The sequence below is a fragment of the Mesorhizobium sp. LjRoot246 genome (assembly GCF_964254115.1).
In the GTDB taxonomy this organism is placed as follows: domain Bacteria; phylum Pseudomonadota; class Alphaproteobacteria; order Rhizobiales; family Rhizobiaceae; genus Mesorhizobium.
The window spans coordinates 3,316,821-3,332,011 of the sequence record NZ_CAXUSN020000001.1 but is presented as its reverse complement, the minus strand read 5'-3'; the positions used below and the strand labels follow the sequence as shown (position 1 = coordinate 3,332,011).

The 15,191-nt window shown below is 63.3% G+C and carries 14 protein-coding genes and 2 pseudogenes; 7 read left to right on the top strand and 9 right to left on the bottom strand.

Annotated features, from left to right (window positions below):
• Nucleotides 1-11 precede the first annotated feature (11 nt).
• A pseudogene (locus ACSQ3L_RS16085) lies at nucleotides 12-203 on the bottom strand (glycine cleavage T C-terminal barrel domain-containing protein); the annotation flags it as partial.
• Between the two features lie 232 nt (nucleotides 204-435).
• Here ACSQ3L_RS16085 and ACSQ3L_RS16080 point away from each other — a divergent pair.
• Nucleotides 436-1,902, top strand: coding sequence for an esterase-like activity of phytase family protein (locus ACSQ3L_RS16080; RefSeq protein ID WP_436160847.1), 1,467 nt, complete (start codon nucleotides 436-438; stop codon nucleotides 1,900-1,902).
• Between the two features lie 56 nt (nucleotides 1,903-1,958).
• Here ACSQ3L_RS16080 and ACSQ3L_RS16075 read toward each other — a convergent pair whose 3' ends face one another.
• On the bottom strand, nucleotides 1,959-2,747 hold the full coding sequence (locus ACSQ3L_RS16075; RefSeq protein ID WP_436160846.1) for a L,D-transpeptidase: 789 nt from the start codon (nucleotides 2,745-2,747) through the stop codon (nucleotides 1,959-1,961).
• 210 nt (nucleotides 2,748-2,957) lie between these two features.
• On the opposite strand from ACSQ3L_RS16075, the gene ACSQ3L_RS16070 reads away from it, so the two are divergent.
• Nucleotides 2,958-4,430: an MATE family efflux transporter gene (locus tag ACSQ3L_RS16070; protein ID WP_436160845.1), complete on the top strand. Its 1,473-nt coding sequence runs from the start codon at nucleotides 2,958-2,960 to the stop codon at nucleotides 4,428-4,430.
• Nucleotides 4,431-4,762: 332 nt separating this feature from the next.
• On the opposite strand, the pseudogene ACSQ3L_RS16065 reads toward ACSQ3L_RS16070, so the two are convergent.
• Nucleotides 4,763-5,545 (bottom strand): annotated as a pseudogene (locus ACSQ3L_RS16065) (MFS transporter); the annotation flags it as partial.
• Nucleotides 5,546-5,800: 255 nt separating this feature from the next.
• A complete protein-coding gene (locus ACSQ3L_RS16060; RefSeq protein WP_436160844.1) occupies nucleotides 5,801-6,202 on the bottom strand; it encodes an SH3 domain-containing protein in 402 nt (133 codons plus the stop codon).
• A gap of 239 nt (nucleotides 6,203-6,441) precedes the next feature.
• Here ACSQ3L_RS16060 and ACSQ3L_RS16055 point away from each other — a divergent pair, with 239 nt between their 5' ends.
• Nucleotides 6,442-7,017, top strand: coding sequence for a TMEM175 family protein (locus ACSQ3L_RS16055; RefSeq protein ID WP_436160843.1), 576 nt, complete (start codon nucleotides 6,442-6,444; stop codon nucleotides 7,015-7,017).
• 3 nt (nucleotides 7,018-7,020) lie between these two features.
• Here ACSQ3L_RS16055 and ACSQ3L_RS16050 read toward each other — a convergent pair whose 3' ends face one another.
• On the bottom strand, nucleotides 7,021-7,302 hold the full coding sequence (locus ACSQ3L_RS16050; protein ID WP_184874898.1) for a hypothetical protein: 282 nt from the start codon (nucleotides 7,300-7,302) through the stop codon (nucleotides 7,021-7,023).
• A 226-nt stretch (nucleotides 7,303-7,528) separates the two neighbouring features.
• Here ACSQ3L_RS16050 and ACSQ3L_RS16045 point away from each other — a divergent pair, with 226 nt between their 5' ends.
• The gene (locus ACSQ3L_RS16045; protein WP_436160842.1) at nucleotides 7,529-8,395 is read left to right on the top strand and encodes an SDR family NAD(P)-dependent oxidoreductase; all 867 of its coding nucleotides are present in this window, start codon (nucleotides 7,529-7,531) and stop codon (nucleotides 8,393-8,395) included.
• A gap of 3 nt (nucleotides 8,396-8,398) precedes the next feature.
• Here ACSQ3L_RS16045 and ACSQ3L_RS16040 read toward each other — a convergent pair whose 3' ends face one another.
• From ACSQ3L_RS16040 to ACSQ3L_RS16030, 3 genes are all read right to left on the bottom strand, one after another.
• Nucleotides 8,399-8,815, bottom strand: coding sequence for a low affinity iron permease family protein (locus ACSQ3L_RS16040; RefSeq protein ID WP_436160841.1), 417 nt, complete (start codon nucleotides 8,813-8,815; stop codon nucleotides 8,399-8,401).
• A 315-nt stretch (nucleotides 8,816-9,130) separates the two neighbouring features.
• A complete protein-coding gene (locus ACSQ3L_RS16035; protein ID WP_436163460.1) occupies nucleotides 9,131-9,772 on the bottom strand; it encodes a DapH/DapD/GlmU-related protein in 642 nt (213 codons plus the stop codon).
• An 84-nt stretch (nucleotides 9,773-9,856) separates the two neighbouring features.
• Entirely contained in the window at nucleotides 9,857-10,375 is a 519-nt protein-coding gene (locus ACSQ3L_RS16030) for a CreA family protein (protein WP_436160840.1), read from the bottom strand.
• A gap of 188 nt (nucleotides 10,376-10,563) precedes the next feature.
• On the opposite strand from ACSQ3L_RS16030, the gene ACSQ3L_RS16025 reads away from it, so the two are divergent.
• From ACSQ3L_RS16025 to ACSQ3L_RS16015, 3 genes are all read left to right on the top strand, one after another.
• Complete coding sequence (locus ACSQ3L_RS16025; RefSeq protein ID WP_436160839.1) at nucleotides 10,564-11,142, top strand: SCO family protein; 579 nt, start codon at nucleotides 10,564-10,566, stop codon at nucleotides 11,140-11,142.
• A gap of 86 nt (nucleotides 11,143-11,228) precedes the next feature.
• Nucleotides 11,229-12,101: a 50S ribosomal protein L11 methyltransferase gene (locus tag ACSQ3L_RS16020; protein WP_436160838.1), complete on the top strand. Its 873-nt coding sequence runs from the start codon at nucleotides 11,229-11,231 to the stop codon at nucleotides 12,099-12,101.
• A gap of 135 nt (nucleotides 12,102-12,236) precedes the next feature.
• The gene (locus ACSQ3L_RS16015) at nucleotides 12,237-14,081 is read left to right on the top strand and encodes an aminopeptidase P family protein (RefSeq protein ID WP_436160837.1); all 1,845 of its coding nucleotides are present in this window, start codon (nucleotides 12,237-12,239) and stop codon (nucleotides 14,079-14,081) included.
• Here the strand turns inward: ACSQ3L_RS16015 and ACSQ3L_RS16010 are convergent.
• Nucleotides 14,071-14,964, bottom strand: a complete 894-nt coding sequence (locus ACSQ3L_RS16010) for a LysR substrate-binding domain-containing protein (protein WP_436160836.1) — start codon at nucleotides 14,962-14,964, stop codon at nucleotides 14,071-14,073. The genes ACSQ3L_RS16015 and ACSQ3L_RS16010 overlap by 11 nt on opposite strands.
• Nucleotides 14,965-15,191 lie beyond the last annotated feature (227 nt).

Here is a 15,191-nt window from a genome sequence, read left to right as displayed (position 1 = left end):
GGAAATCCTCCTCATTGCCGCATCGCCTTGCCCTCGGGATCGTATGGCGAGGCCGCGATGACACGCGCCGTCCGCTCGACGCCGACAATGTGCACCGAAAGCGCTGTCCCCTCCTCGGCAAAATCGTCGTCCACCAACGCCAGCGCGACGCTCTTGCCGATCATGTAGCTAAATCCGCCCGACGTGACGAAGCCGATGCGCCGGACCGTATATGTACTAGACATAAGTGTCCATAGCATCAATTTTGAGCCAGGCGGAAGTTTTTATCGTCGCGCGAAGGAGACGGCGGGCATGCACAGCGCGCTGTCACGCAAGCATCATGTTCGCGCCGTAGACCGCGTTTCGGGGAGGCGCTCGCGGCATCGTCGATGTTGCACCTCTTTCAGATTTTCGTCCTGCGGCCGCTCCGCACATCTGTCACAAAGAGGATTGTCCATGAAACATCTGCACCGAACCGCGCCGCTCGGCGTCGCGCTGGCATTGTTCACCGCCCTGACGCCGGCGCTCGCCGACAGGACCAGCTTCGTCAACAAGGGGCTGGTCGGAGTCGGTCGCATTCCGGCCGCCCAGCGCGACAAGTTCGGCGAGACGTTCGGCTCGGGCTCCGGCATGGCGATCGACACATCAGGCTGGACGCGTGACGCCTCCGGCTACAAGGGCTCGCTCTGGCTGCTGCCGGACCGCGGCTACAACGTCGCCGGCACCACCGACTACCGGCCGCGCCTCAACACGATCGGCATCGAGTTTGCTCCGGTAGCACCGGGTGCGGCACCCGCTGCCGGCCAGGAGCAGACTGAAGTCAAGGCAACGCTCGCCGGCACCATGCTTCTCACCGACGACAAGGGCGCTGATGCCACTGGCCTCGATCCGCTCAACGGCGTGCGCGCGGCAAGCGGCGACATGCCGATCCTGCCGCAAGCCGACAACGGCAAGCTGGCGCTCGACAACGAGGCGATCGTGCGGCTGCCCGACGGTTCGATGTTCATCTCCGACGAATACGGCCCGAACATCTACCGGTTCTCGGCCGACGGACATCTGATGTCGGCGACGCAGCCGCCGGCGGCACTCGTGCCGATGCGCCACGGCGCGCCGAACTTCGCCTCGGATAATCCGGGTCCCGGTGCCGCCGAGCCCGATCCAAAGGATCCCGACACCGGCCGCCAGAACAACCAGGGCCTCGAAGGCATGGCGATGACGCCCGATGGCAAGTTCCTGATCGCCGTGCTGCAGTCGGCGCCTCGCCAAGATGGCGGCGATTCGCCCGCGACGCGCCAGAACACGCGTGCGCTGGTCTACGACGCATCCGACCTCGCGCATCTCAAGCTGGCGCACGAATATGTCGTGCCGCTGCCAGTGTTCAAGGATGCCAAGGGCAAGACCAAGGTCGCCGCGCAAAGCGAGATCGTGGCGCTGTCGGATCAGACCTTCCTGATGCTGGCGCGCGACAGCGGCAACGGCCAGGGCGTGAAGGGTGACACCTCGCTGGTGCGACAGATCTTCGTCGTCGACTTCTCGGCCGCGACCGATATCGCAGGCGGCGCCTTCGATGCAGCCGACAAGCCGGTCGCCGCCAAGGGCGTCCTCGATCCCTCGGTGACGCCGGCCAAGCTGACGCCGTTCATCGACATCAACGAAAGTGCCGAACTCGGCCGCTTCGGCCTGCACAATGGCGCGCCGAACGACAAGAACAACCTGTCGGAGAAGTGGGAGGCGATGTCGGTGGTCAGCGTTCTCGATCCAAAACTGCCCGACGACTACTTCCTGTTCGTCGCCAACGACAACGACTTCCTTGCCCAGGACGGCTTTCAGGTCGGTGCGCCCTACAAGGCGGAAGACGGCGCCGATGTCGACACCATGTTCCTGGTCTATCAGGTCACGCTTCCCGGCCTTGCCAGGAAGTAACGACCACTTTTCAGGCGGGCGCGCCTGACGCGTCCGCCTGGGCAGGTCGTGAGGGCTTACTTCAAGAACTCCGCATCCTTCGGCACACCCGCATCGATCGGCTCGGCGGTCCTGCTCGACACGGCCATGATCTTGCCGGCAGCCGACAGGTTGGGACGCACGAAGACCTGGGCGGGGCCGTTGACGCGGCTGTAGAGGTCGATGATGTCCTGGTTCATGAAGCGCACGCAACCGGACGAAGCGTTCTTGCCGATCGAATCCCACTCCGGCGTGCCGTGCAGCCGGTACATCGTGTCCTTGCCGTCGCGGAACAGATAAAGCGCACGGGCACCGAGCGGGCTCTGCGGGCCGGGCGGCATGCCGTCCTTGTATTTCGCCAGTTCCGGCCGGCGCTGGATCATTTCCGGCGGCGGCGTCCAGACCGGCCATTTCTTCCTCGCCTGGACCACGGCGCTGCCGGTCCATCCGAAACCGGCCTTGCCGAGGCTGACGCCATAGCGGATGGCCGTGCCGCCGTCGCGCACCAGATAGAGGAAGTGCTCGGACGTATCGACGACGATCGTGCCGGGTCTCTCTCCGGTCGGGTCGGAGACGATCTGGCGCACGAATTTCGGATCGACCTTGGCCACCGGGATTGCCGGCAGTTGATAGCCCTCGTCGGTGCGCGCCGCATACATGCTTGCGGCATCGCCGAAAGCCGGATCGCTTGGCGGTGCTGCCGCTGGCGGCGGCGCCACGTCCGTCGTGGTGCACGCCGAAAGAGCGACGGAAGCCGCGCCCAAAGCGGATGCACCGAGAAACGCGCGCCGGTTAAGGCGCTCAAAAAACAGCGGAATATCGGACATGACCCCCCCGGCTTATCCAAGATCTAATAGGAATGCGGCCCCACGCACCGAGGATCAATATCCCATTCCGGAAGCTTTGAGAACATGATTAGATTAAGGCACGCCGGAAGATCCCAGGCCAACCTTTTGCGATGCCGCATCGACCCGTCCCGTGGAATCGGCGATCATTGAGAGCCGGGCTTCCGATAAACCATCGCCGAGTGGCCAGCCATGGACGAAAAAATGCCGACGCGCCGGCGCACCGGCGATCTGACAAGCGGCCCGATCCCGCGCACGCTTTTGCTGTTCGCCCTGCCAGTGCTCGGATCCAATGTGCTGCAGTCGCTCAACGGGTCGATCAACGCCGTCTGGGTCGGCCGCTTCCTCGGTGAATCGGCGCTGACCGCCACCTCCAACGCCAACCTCGTCCTGTTCCTGATCCTCGGCACCGTCTTCGGCATCGGCATGGCGGCCACCATCCTGGTGGCCCAGTCGGTCGGCGCCCGCGACCTGCCGGAGGCGCGCCGCATCGTCGGCACCAGCGCCACCTTCTTCTTCCTCGTCTCGATCGTCTTCGCCGTCTGCGGCTGGATCTGGGTCGACGCCATCCTGGGCGCGCTCGGCACACCGGCCGATGCCTTGCCGCTGGCGCGCTCCTATCTGCGCATCATCTTCGTCGCCGTGCCGATGATGAACCTTCTGTCCTTCGTCATGACCGTGCTGCGCGGTGCCGGCGATTCACGCACGCCCTTCTTCTTCATGGCGCTGGCCGTCGTCCTCGACATCGTGCTCAACCCATTGCTTATCCGTGGCTTCGGGCCGTTTCCCGAACTCGGCATCGCGGGCTCCGCCACGTCCACGCTGATCGGCCAGACGGTGAGCGTGATCGCCATTCTGATCGTGCTCTATGTGCGCAAGCATCCATTGCGTCTGGCCGGCGCCAACCTCGCTCTGCTGTGGCCCGACCCCACCTTGCTGCGCATCGTCGTCTTCAAGGGTGTACCGATGGGTCTGCAGATGATCGTCGTCTCGGCGGCGGCGCTGACGGTGATGGGCATGGTCAATTCCTACGGCTCGCAGGTCGCCGCCGCCTACGGCATCGCTGCCCAGCTGTGGACCTACATCCAGATGCCGGCACTCGCCATCGGTGCCGCGGTCTCCTCGATGGCGGCGCAAAATGTCGGCGCCGGGCGCTGGGACCGGATCGGCCGCATCGCCGCCTCCGGCGTCGGCTTCAACCTGGTCCTGACCGGCGCACTGGTTGCCGTGCTGTCGGTTTTCGACCGCTCGGTGCTGAGCCTGTTCCTGAGCAGCGACAGTGCGGCGATCGACATCGCCGTCCACATCAACACCATTGCGTCCTGGTCCTTCATCCTGTTCGGCATCACCATCGTGCTGTTTGCCACTGTGCGCGCCACGGGTGCCGTGATGCCGCCGCTGATCATCCTGGTGATCTCGGTGCTGGTCGTACGCACCGGCTTTGCCTACTTCATGCGCGGCGTGATCGGCGAGGAAGCGTTGTGGTGGAGTTTCCCGGCCGGCTCGATCACCTCGCTCGTGCTGGCTGCCGCCTACTATCGCTTCGGCGGCTGGCGCACCATGCATATGATCGAGAACAGGCCGGCCGCCGGCGAGCCGCCGGACACCGGGCTTGGCGTGCCGCGCGGACGCGCGCATCTTTCGCCGGAAACACCTAACGGCTGAGGCCAACCCGACCTCGCTGGCCCGATTTCGTGGATCGTCCGGACTCTCAACGCCTCTGTTTCAGGCCAAAAACCAGTGCCACCAGCGCAAACACCATGATCATGCCGGCGAACGCCAGACTCGCGGCGACGGGACTGGCATAGATCGACACGATGCCAATGCCGATGACAGGCAAGGCATTGCCGACAAAGCAGCAGATGAAGAAACTGGACACCACTTCGGCGCGGCGTTGCGGCGGCGCAATCTCGTTGACCACCTGCAGGCCGCCTCGGTAGCTGCGCCGCCACCACCAGCAAGACGCTTGGGATCATCAATGCCAGCGCAGCCAACATCGCTTTGTTGCTCTTCATGTGCCTCAGAACCACGATGCTGATCGCGGTGACGATCGCCAGTTCGAAGAACAGCGCGCCGGCGATGGCGTGGTTGGTTTCATGAAGCTGCTGCGCGGGGATGCTCGGCGCCAACGCGGCATAGAAGCCGACCAATGCCATCGCACCGAAGCCGGTCACCGCCGGCGCAACGAAGCGCGTACGGATCTCCTCCGGAACGGAGAGTTGCGGCCGCGAGGAAATCCGCCCGAGACCGCCCGGCTTCGCCACCGTTTCGCGAGTACGCCAGACCAGGATCGTCACCACCACAAGTGCTGCCAAATAGACGATGAAGATCAGCCGCAGCGGCCATGGCTCATACTCAGCCAGAAGTCCCGAAATCAAGGCGCCGAAGCCGAGGCCGAGGAAATTGGTGCTGGTGGCAATCACGCTGGCGCGCGACTTGTCCGCATCGGGGAGAAGCTCGGCAATCCACCCGGTTCCGGTACCCGCGCCGACGCCGATGCCAAGCCCGCTGAGAATGCGCGCGACATCGAGCGAGAGGACGTTTCCGGCAAATAGGAAGACAAGCGCGCTGATGATGGCGACAAGCATGGCCGCCAGGCTCGCGGGCCGGCGCCCGACAACATCGGACACGCCGCCGAACATCAGCAGTGCCGCCAGATTGCCGACGACATACACCGCGTAGATCAGCGTCAGCGTGATTTGTGAAAAGCCGAATTGCTGCTTGTAGACGATATAGAGCGGCGTCAGCACTGTGCTGCCGGCAAACAGCACGGCAATCATCGCCGCGACGGTGGGGACTGCAAGGGCGTCGCCGCCAGCCCCTTCGTGCGTACGCGCCAAATCGCGAATAACCATAGCCAACCTCGTCACCCATTTCGGGAATCGAGGGTTTAACGCGGTTTCATCCCCTGCGTTCCGGCCGGCAGGCAGGCTCCTGACAGCACGGTGGGAATTGCCTGAACGGGATATCCGCCCGAACAGGCTCGGATCGGAGCCAGCGGCTCCGATCCGTCATCTATCGCTCAGGGATCGGCCTTACCTGCAAGGAAAGCCGGGCGCGATCTTGCACTTGCCGGGACGTGGCTTGTGCGGCGGGCGATGGTGCGGAGGGCGGTGCGGCCTATGCCAGTGCGGTGGCCGATGCGGCGGACGCACGATGATGATCGGCGGGCGAACGATCTGGGAGCGCTCGAGATAGCCGGCGCTGGCCCAGCCGCTCACGCCGCCGCCATGGATTCTGCACCAGCCCGGCTGGCAGCCGGTGACATTGACCCTGAAGCCGGCGGGCAGCGTTCCGACCTTGGCGTATCCCGCTCCCGGCCCGCTGCGGACATTCAGGTTGGTCGTGGTGTGGGCGCTGTAGGCGAAGGCCGCGGCGGACGTACCGAAGACGGCGGCCAGGATGGTCGCGATCAGAAGCAGAAAACGAAATCTCATCAGTCCCTCCATTCGATCCCCGGCTGCTCGTCTGCTTCGGCCGAGGCTTCGCCGCAGGGGGAGAGGCCACAACAAGAAAAGTCAACAAGTGGCCACCGCAAACCACCCCAACCAGTGGCTCGGCGCAGGAGTTTCCTTGGATATAGTTGAGGAATTTCTCCAACACCGTTTATCCGCCCGGCAACATCCGCTAACAATTTACTTTCTTTCGACAATCCGTTGTGGGCAAAAGGCAGGATATGGGCAAAGGCAGGGTCGAGGCATTCACCGACGGCGTAGTGGCCATCATCATCACCATCATGGTGCTTGAACTGAAAGTGCCGCATGGCGAGGATCTTTCGGCCCTGGTACCGCTGTGGCCTGTCTTCCTCTGCTACGTATTGTCCTTCATCAATGTCGGCATCTACTGGAACAATCTGCACAACATGTTCCACACCGTGCAGCGCGTCGATGGTGGCGTGCTGTGGGCGAACCTCAATCTGCTGTTCTGGTTATCGCTGATGCCGGTGACGACGGCCTTCATGGGCGAGAACCATTTTGCGCCGGTGCCGGTCGCCGTCTACGGCGTAGACCTGGCGCTATGCGCTATTGCGTTCAACATCCTGACCATCACTCTCCACCGGCTTCACGGCAACGAGAGCGCCTTTGCCAGGGCCTTGGGCAGCGACCGCAAAGGCAAGATCTCACTCGCCCTTTACCTCGCGGCCATCCCGCTCACCTTTGTCAGCCAATGGATCGGCGTCGCCATCTATGTGCTGGTCGCGATGATATGGCTCGTGCCGGATACGCGTTTTGCGCGGATGATCGAAAAGTAGCTGCTATTTGCGCATCGCCTTCAGTTTTTCCGCCACCGATGCGGCAAGGTCGGCATAGCGCTCCTCCAGCCGTTCCGCCGCCTTGATGATCGAGAAATCATGGCCGAACTTTTCCAGCGCCATGCGCAGTTTCTCGACGAACTCGGCTTGTTTCTCCAGGGCGGAAAAGAGCGTCTTCACCTGCGCTTCGCTGATGTCGGGATTGGCAAGCATCTGCGGCACCTCGCGGCTCATCTGGTCGCCGGTAGCGGTCTGTTCTTTCAGGATTGCAACCCAGTCCGTCAATCAGGAAATCTCCGTTTTACCCCGGCAAAAGTCTCCTTTTGCCCCCGGCGCAAAAATCTCGTCTGCTCCTGGGCAAAAGCCTCTTTTGCCCCGGCAAAAGTGTCTCTTGCCCAAGGCAACATGCACAGCCTCGACCGGACTGGTCAACCCGACAAGGCGCGCGGAGGCTTGCGCGAGCCCGTTCCAGCGCTAAGTTCGGCGCCATCGAGAGAAGGAACAATCGCCCATGATCACCGACGTCGAAATCCAGGCCGCCCTGCCCGCGCTTGGCCGAGGCAACGCAGCCGTCATCACCGGTGCCGCCAGCGGTATTGGTCTTGCGGCCGCCAAGCGGCTTGCATTGATGGGCATGAAAATCGTGCTAGCCGACATCGGCGGTGCGCGCCTTGACGATGCCTCGCGCGCCGTCTCGGCGATTGCCGGCGACGGCGCCGTGCTTGCCGTCGCCGCCGACGTTTCGAAGCCGGATGACATGGACCGTCTCGCCGAAAGGGCATTCGGCGCCTTCGGCGATGTGTCGCTGCTGATGAACAATGCCGGCGTCGGCGACAACCCCGGAAAGCCCTGGGAAAACCGCGACGCCTGGAGACGGCTGCTGGACATCAATTTCTGGGGCGTCGTGCATGGCGTCGAGGCCTTCGCGCCACGCATGCTGGCATCGGCCAAGCCGGGCCTGATCGTCAACACCGGCTCCAAGCAAGGCATCACCACGCCGCCCGGCAACCTTGCCTACAATGTCTCCAAGGCCGGGGTGAAGACCTTCACCGAAGGCCTGGCGCATGCGCTGCGCAACGAACCTGGCGCCCATGTCTCGGCCCATCTGCTGATCCCCGGCTTCACCTTTACCGGCCTCACCGAGGGCGCGACGGAAAAACCGGCCGGCGCCTGGACCGGCGAACAGGTCATTGATTTCATGCTGGAATCCCTCACCAGGGGCGATTTCTATATCCTATGCCCGGACAATGAGGCGGCGCGGCCGCTGGATGAAAAGCGCATGGCCTGGGCAATCGGCGACATTATCGAGAACCGCCCCGCTTTGTCGCGCTGGCATCCGGACTACAAGGAGCCTTTCGCCGCGTTCATGAAAGGCTGACCTTCACGCCGCGTGTTTTTTCTTCTGCGCCACGGCCTTCTTCGCCGCCATGGAGGCAACCTGCTCGTCGTGCCGCTTGGCCGCACGCTCGCATTTGTCGCGGATCTCCTCGACTTCGGATTCGGTCAGGTGCTCGATGCCGATGAAGTGGTTATGGCCCTTGCCGACCCGGATCAGTTCGTCGAGCTTTGCCTGGATCGCCGCACCGTCGCGATTCTGGGTGTTCTGGATCAGGAACACCATCATGAAGGTAACGACGGTTGTGCCCGTGTTGATGACGAGCTGCCATGTGTCCGAAAAGCCGAAGAACGGACCGCTTACCGCCCAGACGACGACGATCAGGCAGCAGACGGCAAATGTCGGCGGCATGCCGGCTATATGGGCGACCCAGTTGGCTATCTTGGTGAAAAGCTTTTCCATCTGTCGAAATCCCTCAACACTGCGGCGCGATGAGAAACAACCGGCGACCGTTTCAGGTTCCCGGTGCAGATAAATACCTCAGGTACAATTGAATACACGCATAGGGAGAATAGGGTAGAAAACACACCTTATGGGTTTAATGTCACAGTAACCGTGCAGGCAAGAGTGCCTGTTCCTTCCGCTTCACAGCGGTTTACCTCCAGCCCCTTCCGCTGCGCCACCCCCGCATGGCGGAAGGGGTTTCAGTCCGGAGAGCGCGGAGGATTGTCTCTCGACAACTCCGACCGGCGGCTGCGCCGATGTGTTTGCGCGAACTCAGACGGCGTCGTTTTCCCAGCGATCGAGGAAGGCTTCGATCGGCATCGCCTGCATGTCGGGAACCGCTCTGGCGAGCTTTTCGACCGGCCAGTCCCACCAGGCGAGAGCTTCGATCCGCGCCGCAACATCCGGGGCGAAGCGTGGCCGGAGCGCCTTCGCCGGCACGCCGGCGACAATTGTGTAGGGCGGCACGTCCTGCGTCACCACTGCGTTGGCGCCTACGACGGCACCGTTGCCGATGGTGAGCCCGGGCATGACCACCGCGCCGTGGCCGATCCAGACATCATGGCCGATGGTCACGGCTTTCGCCTGCCGGCGCGCGCGGAACGCCGCGTCGACGCCAAGCCAGCGAAAATACTCGTTCGGCCGGTAGCTCATCTTGTGCTGGGTCAGCCGCTCGATGGGATGTTCCAGCGCGTTGATGCGGCTGTTGGCGGCGATCGAGCAAAACTTGCCGATCGTCGTGTAGATCGCTTCGCAATGGCGTTCGAAATAGGAGAAATCGCCGATGTTCACCTCGCGCAGCACCACCCGTTCGCCGATCGAGGCATAGCGGCCGAGTTTGCACGCCTTCAGCTCCGCGGTTGGATGGATGCGCGGCTCGGAATCCTTTGGGACGAGACTTTCGGTGCGGTCCATGCCGGCGGCTTTACGCCCGAGCGAATGGTCCCGCAAGCGGGACCATTCGTCCGTCCGACCAGTTCCGGGAAAGAACTGAACCCCCTATTGCGGCTTGCCTTTGCTCCACACCACGTTCTGGCCGTAGAGCGGCACGGTGGTGACCGACATTTTGGCCGAGCCATTCTGCACCTGGCGCGAATGCGACAGATAGATCAGCGTCTCGTTGGCCTTGTCGTAGATGCGGTTCACCACCTGCTTCTTCCAGATCAGGCTGATGCCCTGCTTGAACACCTCCTCGCCGCCCTCGCTCATGTCGATATCGCCGATGGTGATCGGACCGGTCTGGCGGCAGGAGATCGAGGAATCGGACGGATCCTCGAACCAGTTGCCCTTGTGCAGGCGATCGATGATGCCGCGATCGAAATAGGAGACGTGGCAGGTCACGCCCTCCACCTTCGGATCCTTGATCGCCTCGACGATGATGTCGTTGCCGAGCCAGTCGACGCCGACCTTACCGACTTCCTCGGCCACAGCGGCACCAGCGCCAAGGACAACGCACGCGGCCAATGTGCCGCCGATCAGTTTTCGCCCAATCAGTCCGTGCCCAATCAGTCGTCGCAAACTAGCCTCCTGCGGTTCGAGTTGCCGGTCACAGGTGGGGCGAGAATCCGGGCTTTGCAAGCAGATACATCATCGCGTCTGCGGTTGCGGCAACGCGGCACTTTGCCTGGGCGGTGCCGAACCGCTAAGACTGTCGCACGGGCGCGGCATGGAGCCGGCGCGACGATTTCTGCAGACGGACTTTTCTGATGATGCGTTCTATCCTGGTCGGCATTCTCGTCCTGATGGCAGCCGGCATTGGCTGGCTGACCTTCGACTGGTACCGCGGTCACTATGGCGGCGAGCCTTTCGGCGCCGCCTTTACACTGGTCGACCAGAAAGGCGCGCCGATCACCGAAGCCGCCTTCAGGGGCCAGCCCAGCGTCGTCTTCTTCGGCTTCACCCATTGCCCCGAGGTCTGCCCGACCACGCTGTTCGAACTGGCCGGCTGGCTGAAGACGCTCGGCGACGACGGCAAGAACCTGCACGCCTATTTCGTCTCGGTCGATCCGGAGCGCGACACGCCTCAGGTGATGAACGCCTATGTCAGCAATTTTTCCGACCGCATCATCGGCATCACCGGCGATCCGGATAAGGTCCATGCCATGGCCAAGTCGTTCGGCATCTACTGGAAGAAGGTCGACACCGGCGATGGCGACTACACGATGGACCATACCGCCTCGGTGCTGCTGCTCGACGCCAGGGGCGACTTTGCCGGCACCATCGCCTATGGGGAGAGCTCGGATACGGCCGTCGCCAAACTGAAGCGGCTGGCGGCGAAGGGCTAGAGCTTGATCCCGAAAAGTGGGAACCGGTTTTCTCGGACAAACGGAAACGTTTGTCCAGAGATCATGCTCAAAAAGAAACAGATTTCATGACCCAGACGCGCCTCTACTTCACCACCGGAAAGATCGAGTCCGTCAGCATTTTCGCAGCACTTGAGGCAGCCTTCGAGGATGAGGGCCTGCCGATCGCCGTGATCGAGGTCGACGAGGACAAGGACATCCACGAAGTGTCGCTCTATGCCGATGGCGACGTCGATATGGTCGAAACCCGCTTGAAGGATGTTCTCGCCGAGCTTTCCCTGCCGAAGCAGATCGAGCGCGAGGCCCTGCCCGACATCGACTGGGTGGCGCATTCGCTGGAAGAGTTGAAGCCGGTGCGTGCCGGCCGCTTCTTCGTCCATGGCGCGCATGACCGCCGCAAGCGTCACAGCGGCGAGCTCGCCATCGAGATCGAGGCCGGCCTCGCCTTCGGCACCGGCCACCACGGCACCACCGCCGGCTGCCTGGAAATGCTGGAAAGGGTGGTGCGGCGCGAGCATCCGCGCAACGCGCTCGACCTCGGCACCGGCAGCGCTGTGTTGGCCATCGCCATCGTCAAGCTCGCGCATATTCCTGTGCTGGCCACCGACATCGACCCGGTGGCGGTGAGAGTCGCTGCCGCCAATGCGCGGCTCAACCACGTCAAGGCGCTGGTGGAAACAGCAACCGCGCCGGGCTTTCACCACCCGATCTTCGGCAAGCGCGCACCGTTCGATCTGATCGTCGCCAACATATTGGCGCGGCCGCTGATGCGGCTGGCGCCGCAAATGGCCGATCATATCGCGCTTGGCGGCTCGATCGTGCTGTCAGGCATTCTCGAGCGCCAGCGCGACGCTGTCGTCTCGGCCTATGTCGGCCAGAACTTCCGCCATGTCAGAACCCTGCACCGCGAGGGCTGGGTGACGATCCACCTCAAGCATTGAGCCCGGCAGCAACCGCTTGGACCAAGTTCCGCCGGTTGTCAGTCAAGCCATGCTGTAGCAGGTTGCGTCAGCCGGAAATCGATTCCGATTTCCACCACCGTACGCTACGGTTGCGCTGACTGCAGGAGGCCCACAATGTTCCAGACTTTCGATTCCGCGGGCGACCCGGCCGTCGGCAAACCGCGCGTGGCGCTGCTTCGCCAATGGCTTGAAGCCAACGGGCTGGACGGCTTCATTGTGCCACGTGCCGACGAGCACCAGGGGGAATATGTCGCCGACCGTTCGGCGCGGCTGAAATGGCTGACCGGCTTCAGCGGCTCGGCCGGCATCGCCATCGTCCTGCGCGACCGTGCCTTCGTTTTTGTCGACGGGCGCTACACGCTGCAGGTGCGCAGCGAGGTCGATCTCGACATTTTCTCGATCGAAAGCCTGGTCGACAACCCGCCCGCTGTCTGGCTGAAAGACAATCTCGGCAAGGGTGCGCGGGTCGGCTTCGATCCGTGGCTGCACACAATCAGCGAGATCAAAGCGCTGCAGGCCTCGGCCGACAAGACGGGTGCTGTGCTGGTGCCGCTCGACAAGAACCCGATCGACATCATCTGGAAGGATCAGCCCGACGCGCCGGTGGCCCCCGTCGAGCTTCACCCGATCGGCTTTGCCGGCGAGCTTGCCAAGGACAAGCTGGCGCGGCTGGCGGCGGCGATCGGCAAGGACGGCGCCACCCATGCGGTACTGACCGACCCCTCCTCCATCGCCTGGGCCTTCAACATCCGTGGCGGCGACGTGCCGCATACGCCGCTGGCGCTCGGCTTCGCCATTCTCGCCGCCGACGGGGCACACCAGCTTTTCATGGATCGGCGCAAATTCTCGCGCCAGGTCGCGGCCTACCTCACCCAGCTCGCCGAGCCGCACGAGCCCGGCGAATTCGAGGCGGCAATCGTGGCCCTCGCCAAGAGTGGCGCGAAGATCGCGCTCGACCCGGTGCTGGCGGCCGATCGGCTGCGCATGCTGGTTGAGACCAACGGCGGCACCGTAATTGCAGCAGCCGACCCTGCCCGCATCCCGCGCGCCACCAAGAACCAGGCCGAGATCAACGGCTCGCGCGCCGCGCATCGCCGTGATGGCGCCGCGGTGGCGAAATTGCTGTGCTGGCTGGAGCGGCAAAAACCCGGCTCGCTCGACGAGATAGCAGTCGTCACCCGGCTGGAGGAGTCGCGCCGGCGGACGGGCGAGGAAACGCAGATGCCGCTGCGCGACGTCTCGTTCGACACCATTTCCGGCGCCGGCCCGAACGGCGCCATCATGCATTATCGCGTGTCGCGCGCCACCAGCCGCAAGCTGCGGGCTGGCGAGCTGTTCCTGCTCGATTCCGGCGCGCAGTATCAGGACGGCACCACCGACATCACCCGCACCGTGCCGATCGGCCAGCCGACGCAGGAGATGCGCGAACGCTTCACCCTGGTGCTGAAAGGCATGATCGGTATTTCCACGCTGCGCTTCCCCGCCGGCACGCGCGGCTCTGAAATCGATGCCGTCGCCCGCATGGCGCTGTGGAAATACGGCTGCGACTTCGCCCATGGCACCGGCCATGGCGTCGGCTCTTATCTGGCCGTGCATGAAGGGCCGCAGCGCATTGCCCGCACCGGCACCGAAAAGCTGCTGGAAGGCATGATGCTGTCCAACGAGCCCGGCTACTACAAGGAAGGTTCCTACGGCATCCGCATCGAGAACCTGATCCTGGTGACGCCGGCCGAACAGATCGAGGGCGGCGACATCGCCATGCACGGCTTCGAGACGCTGACGCTGGCGCCGATCGATACCAGGCTGGTGCGCACCGATCTCCTGACGCGCGACGAGCTGCACTGGCTCGACACATATCACGCACGCGTGCTGGCCGAGATCGGGCCGATGCTCGATGGCGAGACGCTAGCCTGGCTCGAAAAAGCCACCGCGCCGCTGCCGCACGATTTCAAGCAGTAGCGACGGCAACCGTGCTTGGGATTGGGGAGCCTTGCTCTGCAAGCAGATCCCGCAAAGCCTGGACGTTGGGAGAGCCTGCTCCCTTGCGCCAAAACAATACCGTCAGGGCGCTGTCCTCGCCCGAAGGCAGTTCATGCACCTGCAGCCTGCCAATTTCAGGGAAGCCGTTGAGCACGCTTTTGGGCATCAGCGCTATGCCCATGCCGGCCGCCACGCAACCGAGCATCGCATGATATGAACCGAGCTCGACGATTTGCTCGGCCATGAAGCCTCGGCGCGCATACCATTCTTCCAGCCGCCTGCGATGTGGACAGCCATGCTCGAAGGCTAGCATGGTTTTGGGCACGTCGCTGCGGTCCTCAATCGAACCGCGCGATGCCGCCGAGACAATGACCAACTCCTCGCGAAATGCAGTCTGCTTCTCAAACGGAGCGTCTGCGAGCGGCTCGGCCGCGAGCGCAGCGTCGAGTTCGCCGGCGAGCATGGCGGCCGCGAGAACCTGCGGGTTGCCGGTGCGCAGTTGGATCTCCACCTCGGGATAGCGTGCGTGGTACTCGGCGAGCAGGCCAGGAAGCCGAGCTGCGGCGGTGCTCTCCATAGCGCCAAGTCGCAGCGTACCGCGTGGGCGCGGATCGAGGACCGCCGTTCGTGCTTCCTCGGCAAGCGCCAGCAACTGGTCCGCATAGACAACCAACCTTCGGCCGGCGGGCGACACCTGCAGCCGCTTACCTTCTCGGATAAACAGCCGCACGCCCAGATCCTCTTCAAGCTGCCGGATGCGAGTGGTCACGTTGGACTGCACGCGAAACAGCTTTTCCGCCGCCCTGGTGATGCCGCCCTCGCGCACCACCATGCGAAAAATGCGCAGGTCGGCCAAATCCATACATCTTCCCCGGAGAATAAAATGATCTCAACAATTCATTTTATCTGATGATCAACGGCGCGTAAATCGCCTGTTATTGACGCCGATTAGGGCGTCAACCACGGGAGATGGAAATGTCACCTGAACCTCTCGGCCGTTGGCCGATCGATCTTGACGCATTGACTCCGATGCAGCGCGACGCCCTTTACACCAACCTTGTGCGTCGCGCCGATCAGGAGAGATCGGAG

What these genes read in the sequence shown, in the direction of transcription:
- ACSQ3L_RS16080 (WP_436160847.1), top strand. Translation starts at nt 436, where the DNA reads ATGAAACATCTGCACCGAACCGCGCCGCTCGGCGTCGCGCTGGCATTG.
- ACSQ3L_RS16020 (WP_436160838.1), top strand. Translation starts at nt 11,229, where the DNA reads ATGACCCAGACGCGCCTCTACTTCACCACCGGAAAGATCGAGTCCGTC.
- ACSQ3L_RS16035 (WP_436163460.1), bottom strand. Translation starts at nt 9,772, where the DNA reads ATGGACCGCACCGAAAGTCTCGTCCCAAAGGATTCCGAGCCGCGCATC.
- ACSQ3L_RS16045 (WP_436160842.1), top strand. Translation starts at nt 7,529, where the DNA reads ATGATCACCGACGTCGAAATCCAGGCCGCCCTGCCCGCGCTTGGCCGA.
- ACSQ3L_RS16015 (WP_436160837.1), top strand. Translation starts at nt 12,237, where the DNA reads ATGTTCCAGACTTTCGATTCCGCGGGCGACCCGGCCGTCGGCAAACCG.
- ACSQ3L_RS16055 (WP_436160843.1), top strand. Translation starts at nt 6,442, where the DNA reads ATGGGCAAAGGCAGGGTCGAGGCATTCACCGACGGCGTAGTGGCCATC.
- ACSQ3L_RS16060 (WP_436160844.1), bottom strand. Translation starts at nt 6,202, where the DNA reads ATGAGATTTCGTTTTCTGCTTCTGATCGCGACCATCCTGGCCGCCGTC.
- ACSQ3L_RS16010 (WP_436160836.1), bottom strand. Translation starts at nt 14,964, where the DNA reads ATGGATTTGGCCGACCTGCGCATTTTTCGCATGGTGGTGCGCGAGGGC.
- ACSQ3L_RS16025 (WP_436160839.1), top strand. Translation starts at nt 10,564, where the DNA reads ATGATGCGTTCTATCCTGGTCGGCATTCTCGTCCTGATGGCAGCCGGC.
- ACSQ3L_RS16040 (WP_436160841.1), bottom strand. Translation starts at nt 8,815, where the DNA reads ATGGAAAAGCTTTTCACCAAGATAGCCAACTGGGTCGCCCATATAGCC.
- ACSQ3L_RS16075 (WP_436160846.1), bottom strand. Translation starts at nt 2,747, where the DNA reads ATGTCCGATATTCCGCTGTTTTTTGAGCGCCTTAACCGGCGCGCGTTT.
- ACSQ3L_RS16070 (WP_436160845.1), top strand. Translation starts at nt 2,958, where the DNA reads ATGGACGAAAAAATGCCGACGCGCCGGCGCACCGGCGATCTGACAAGC.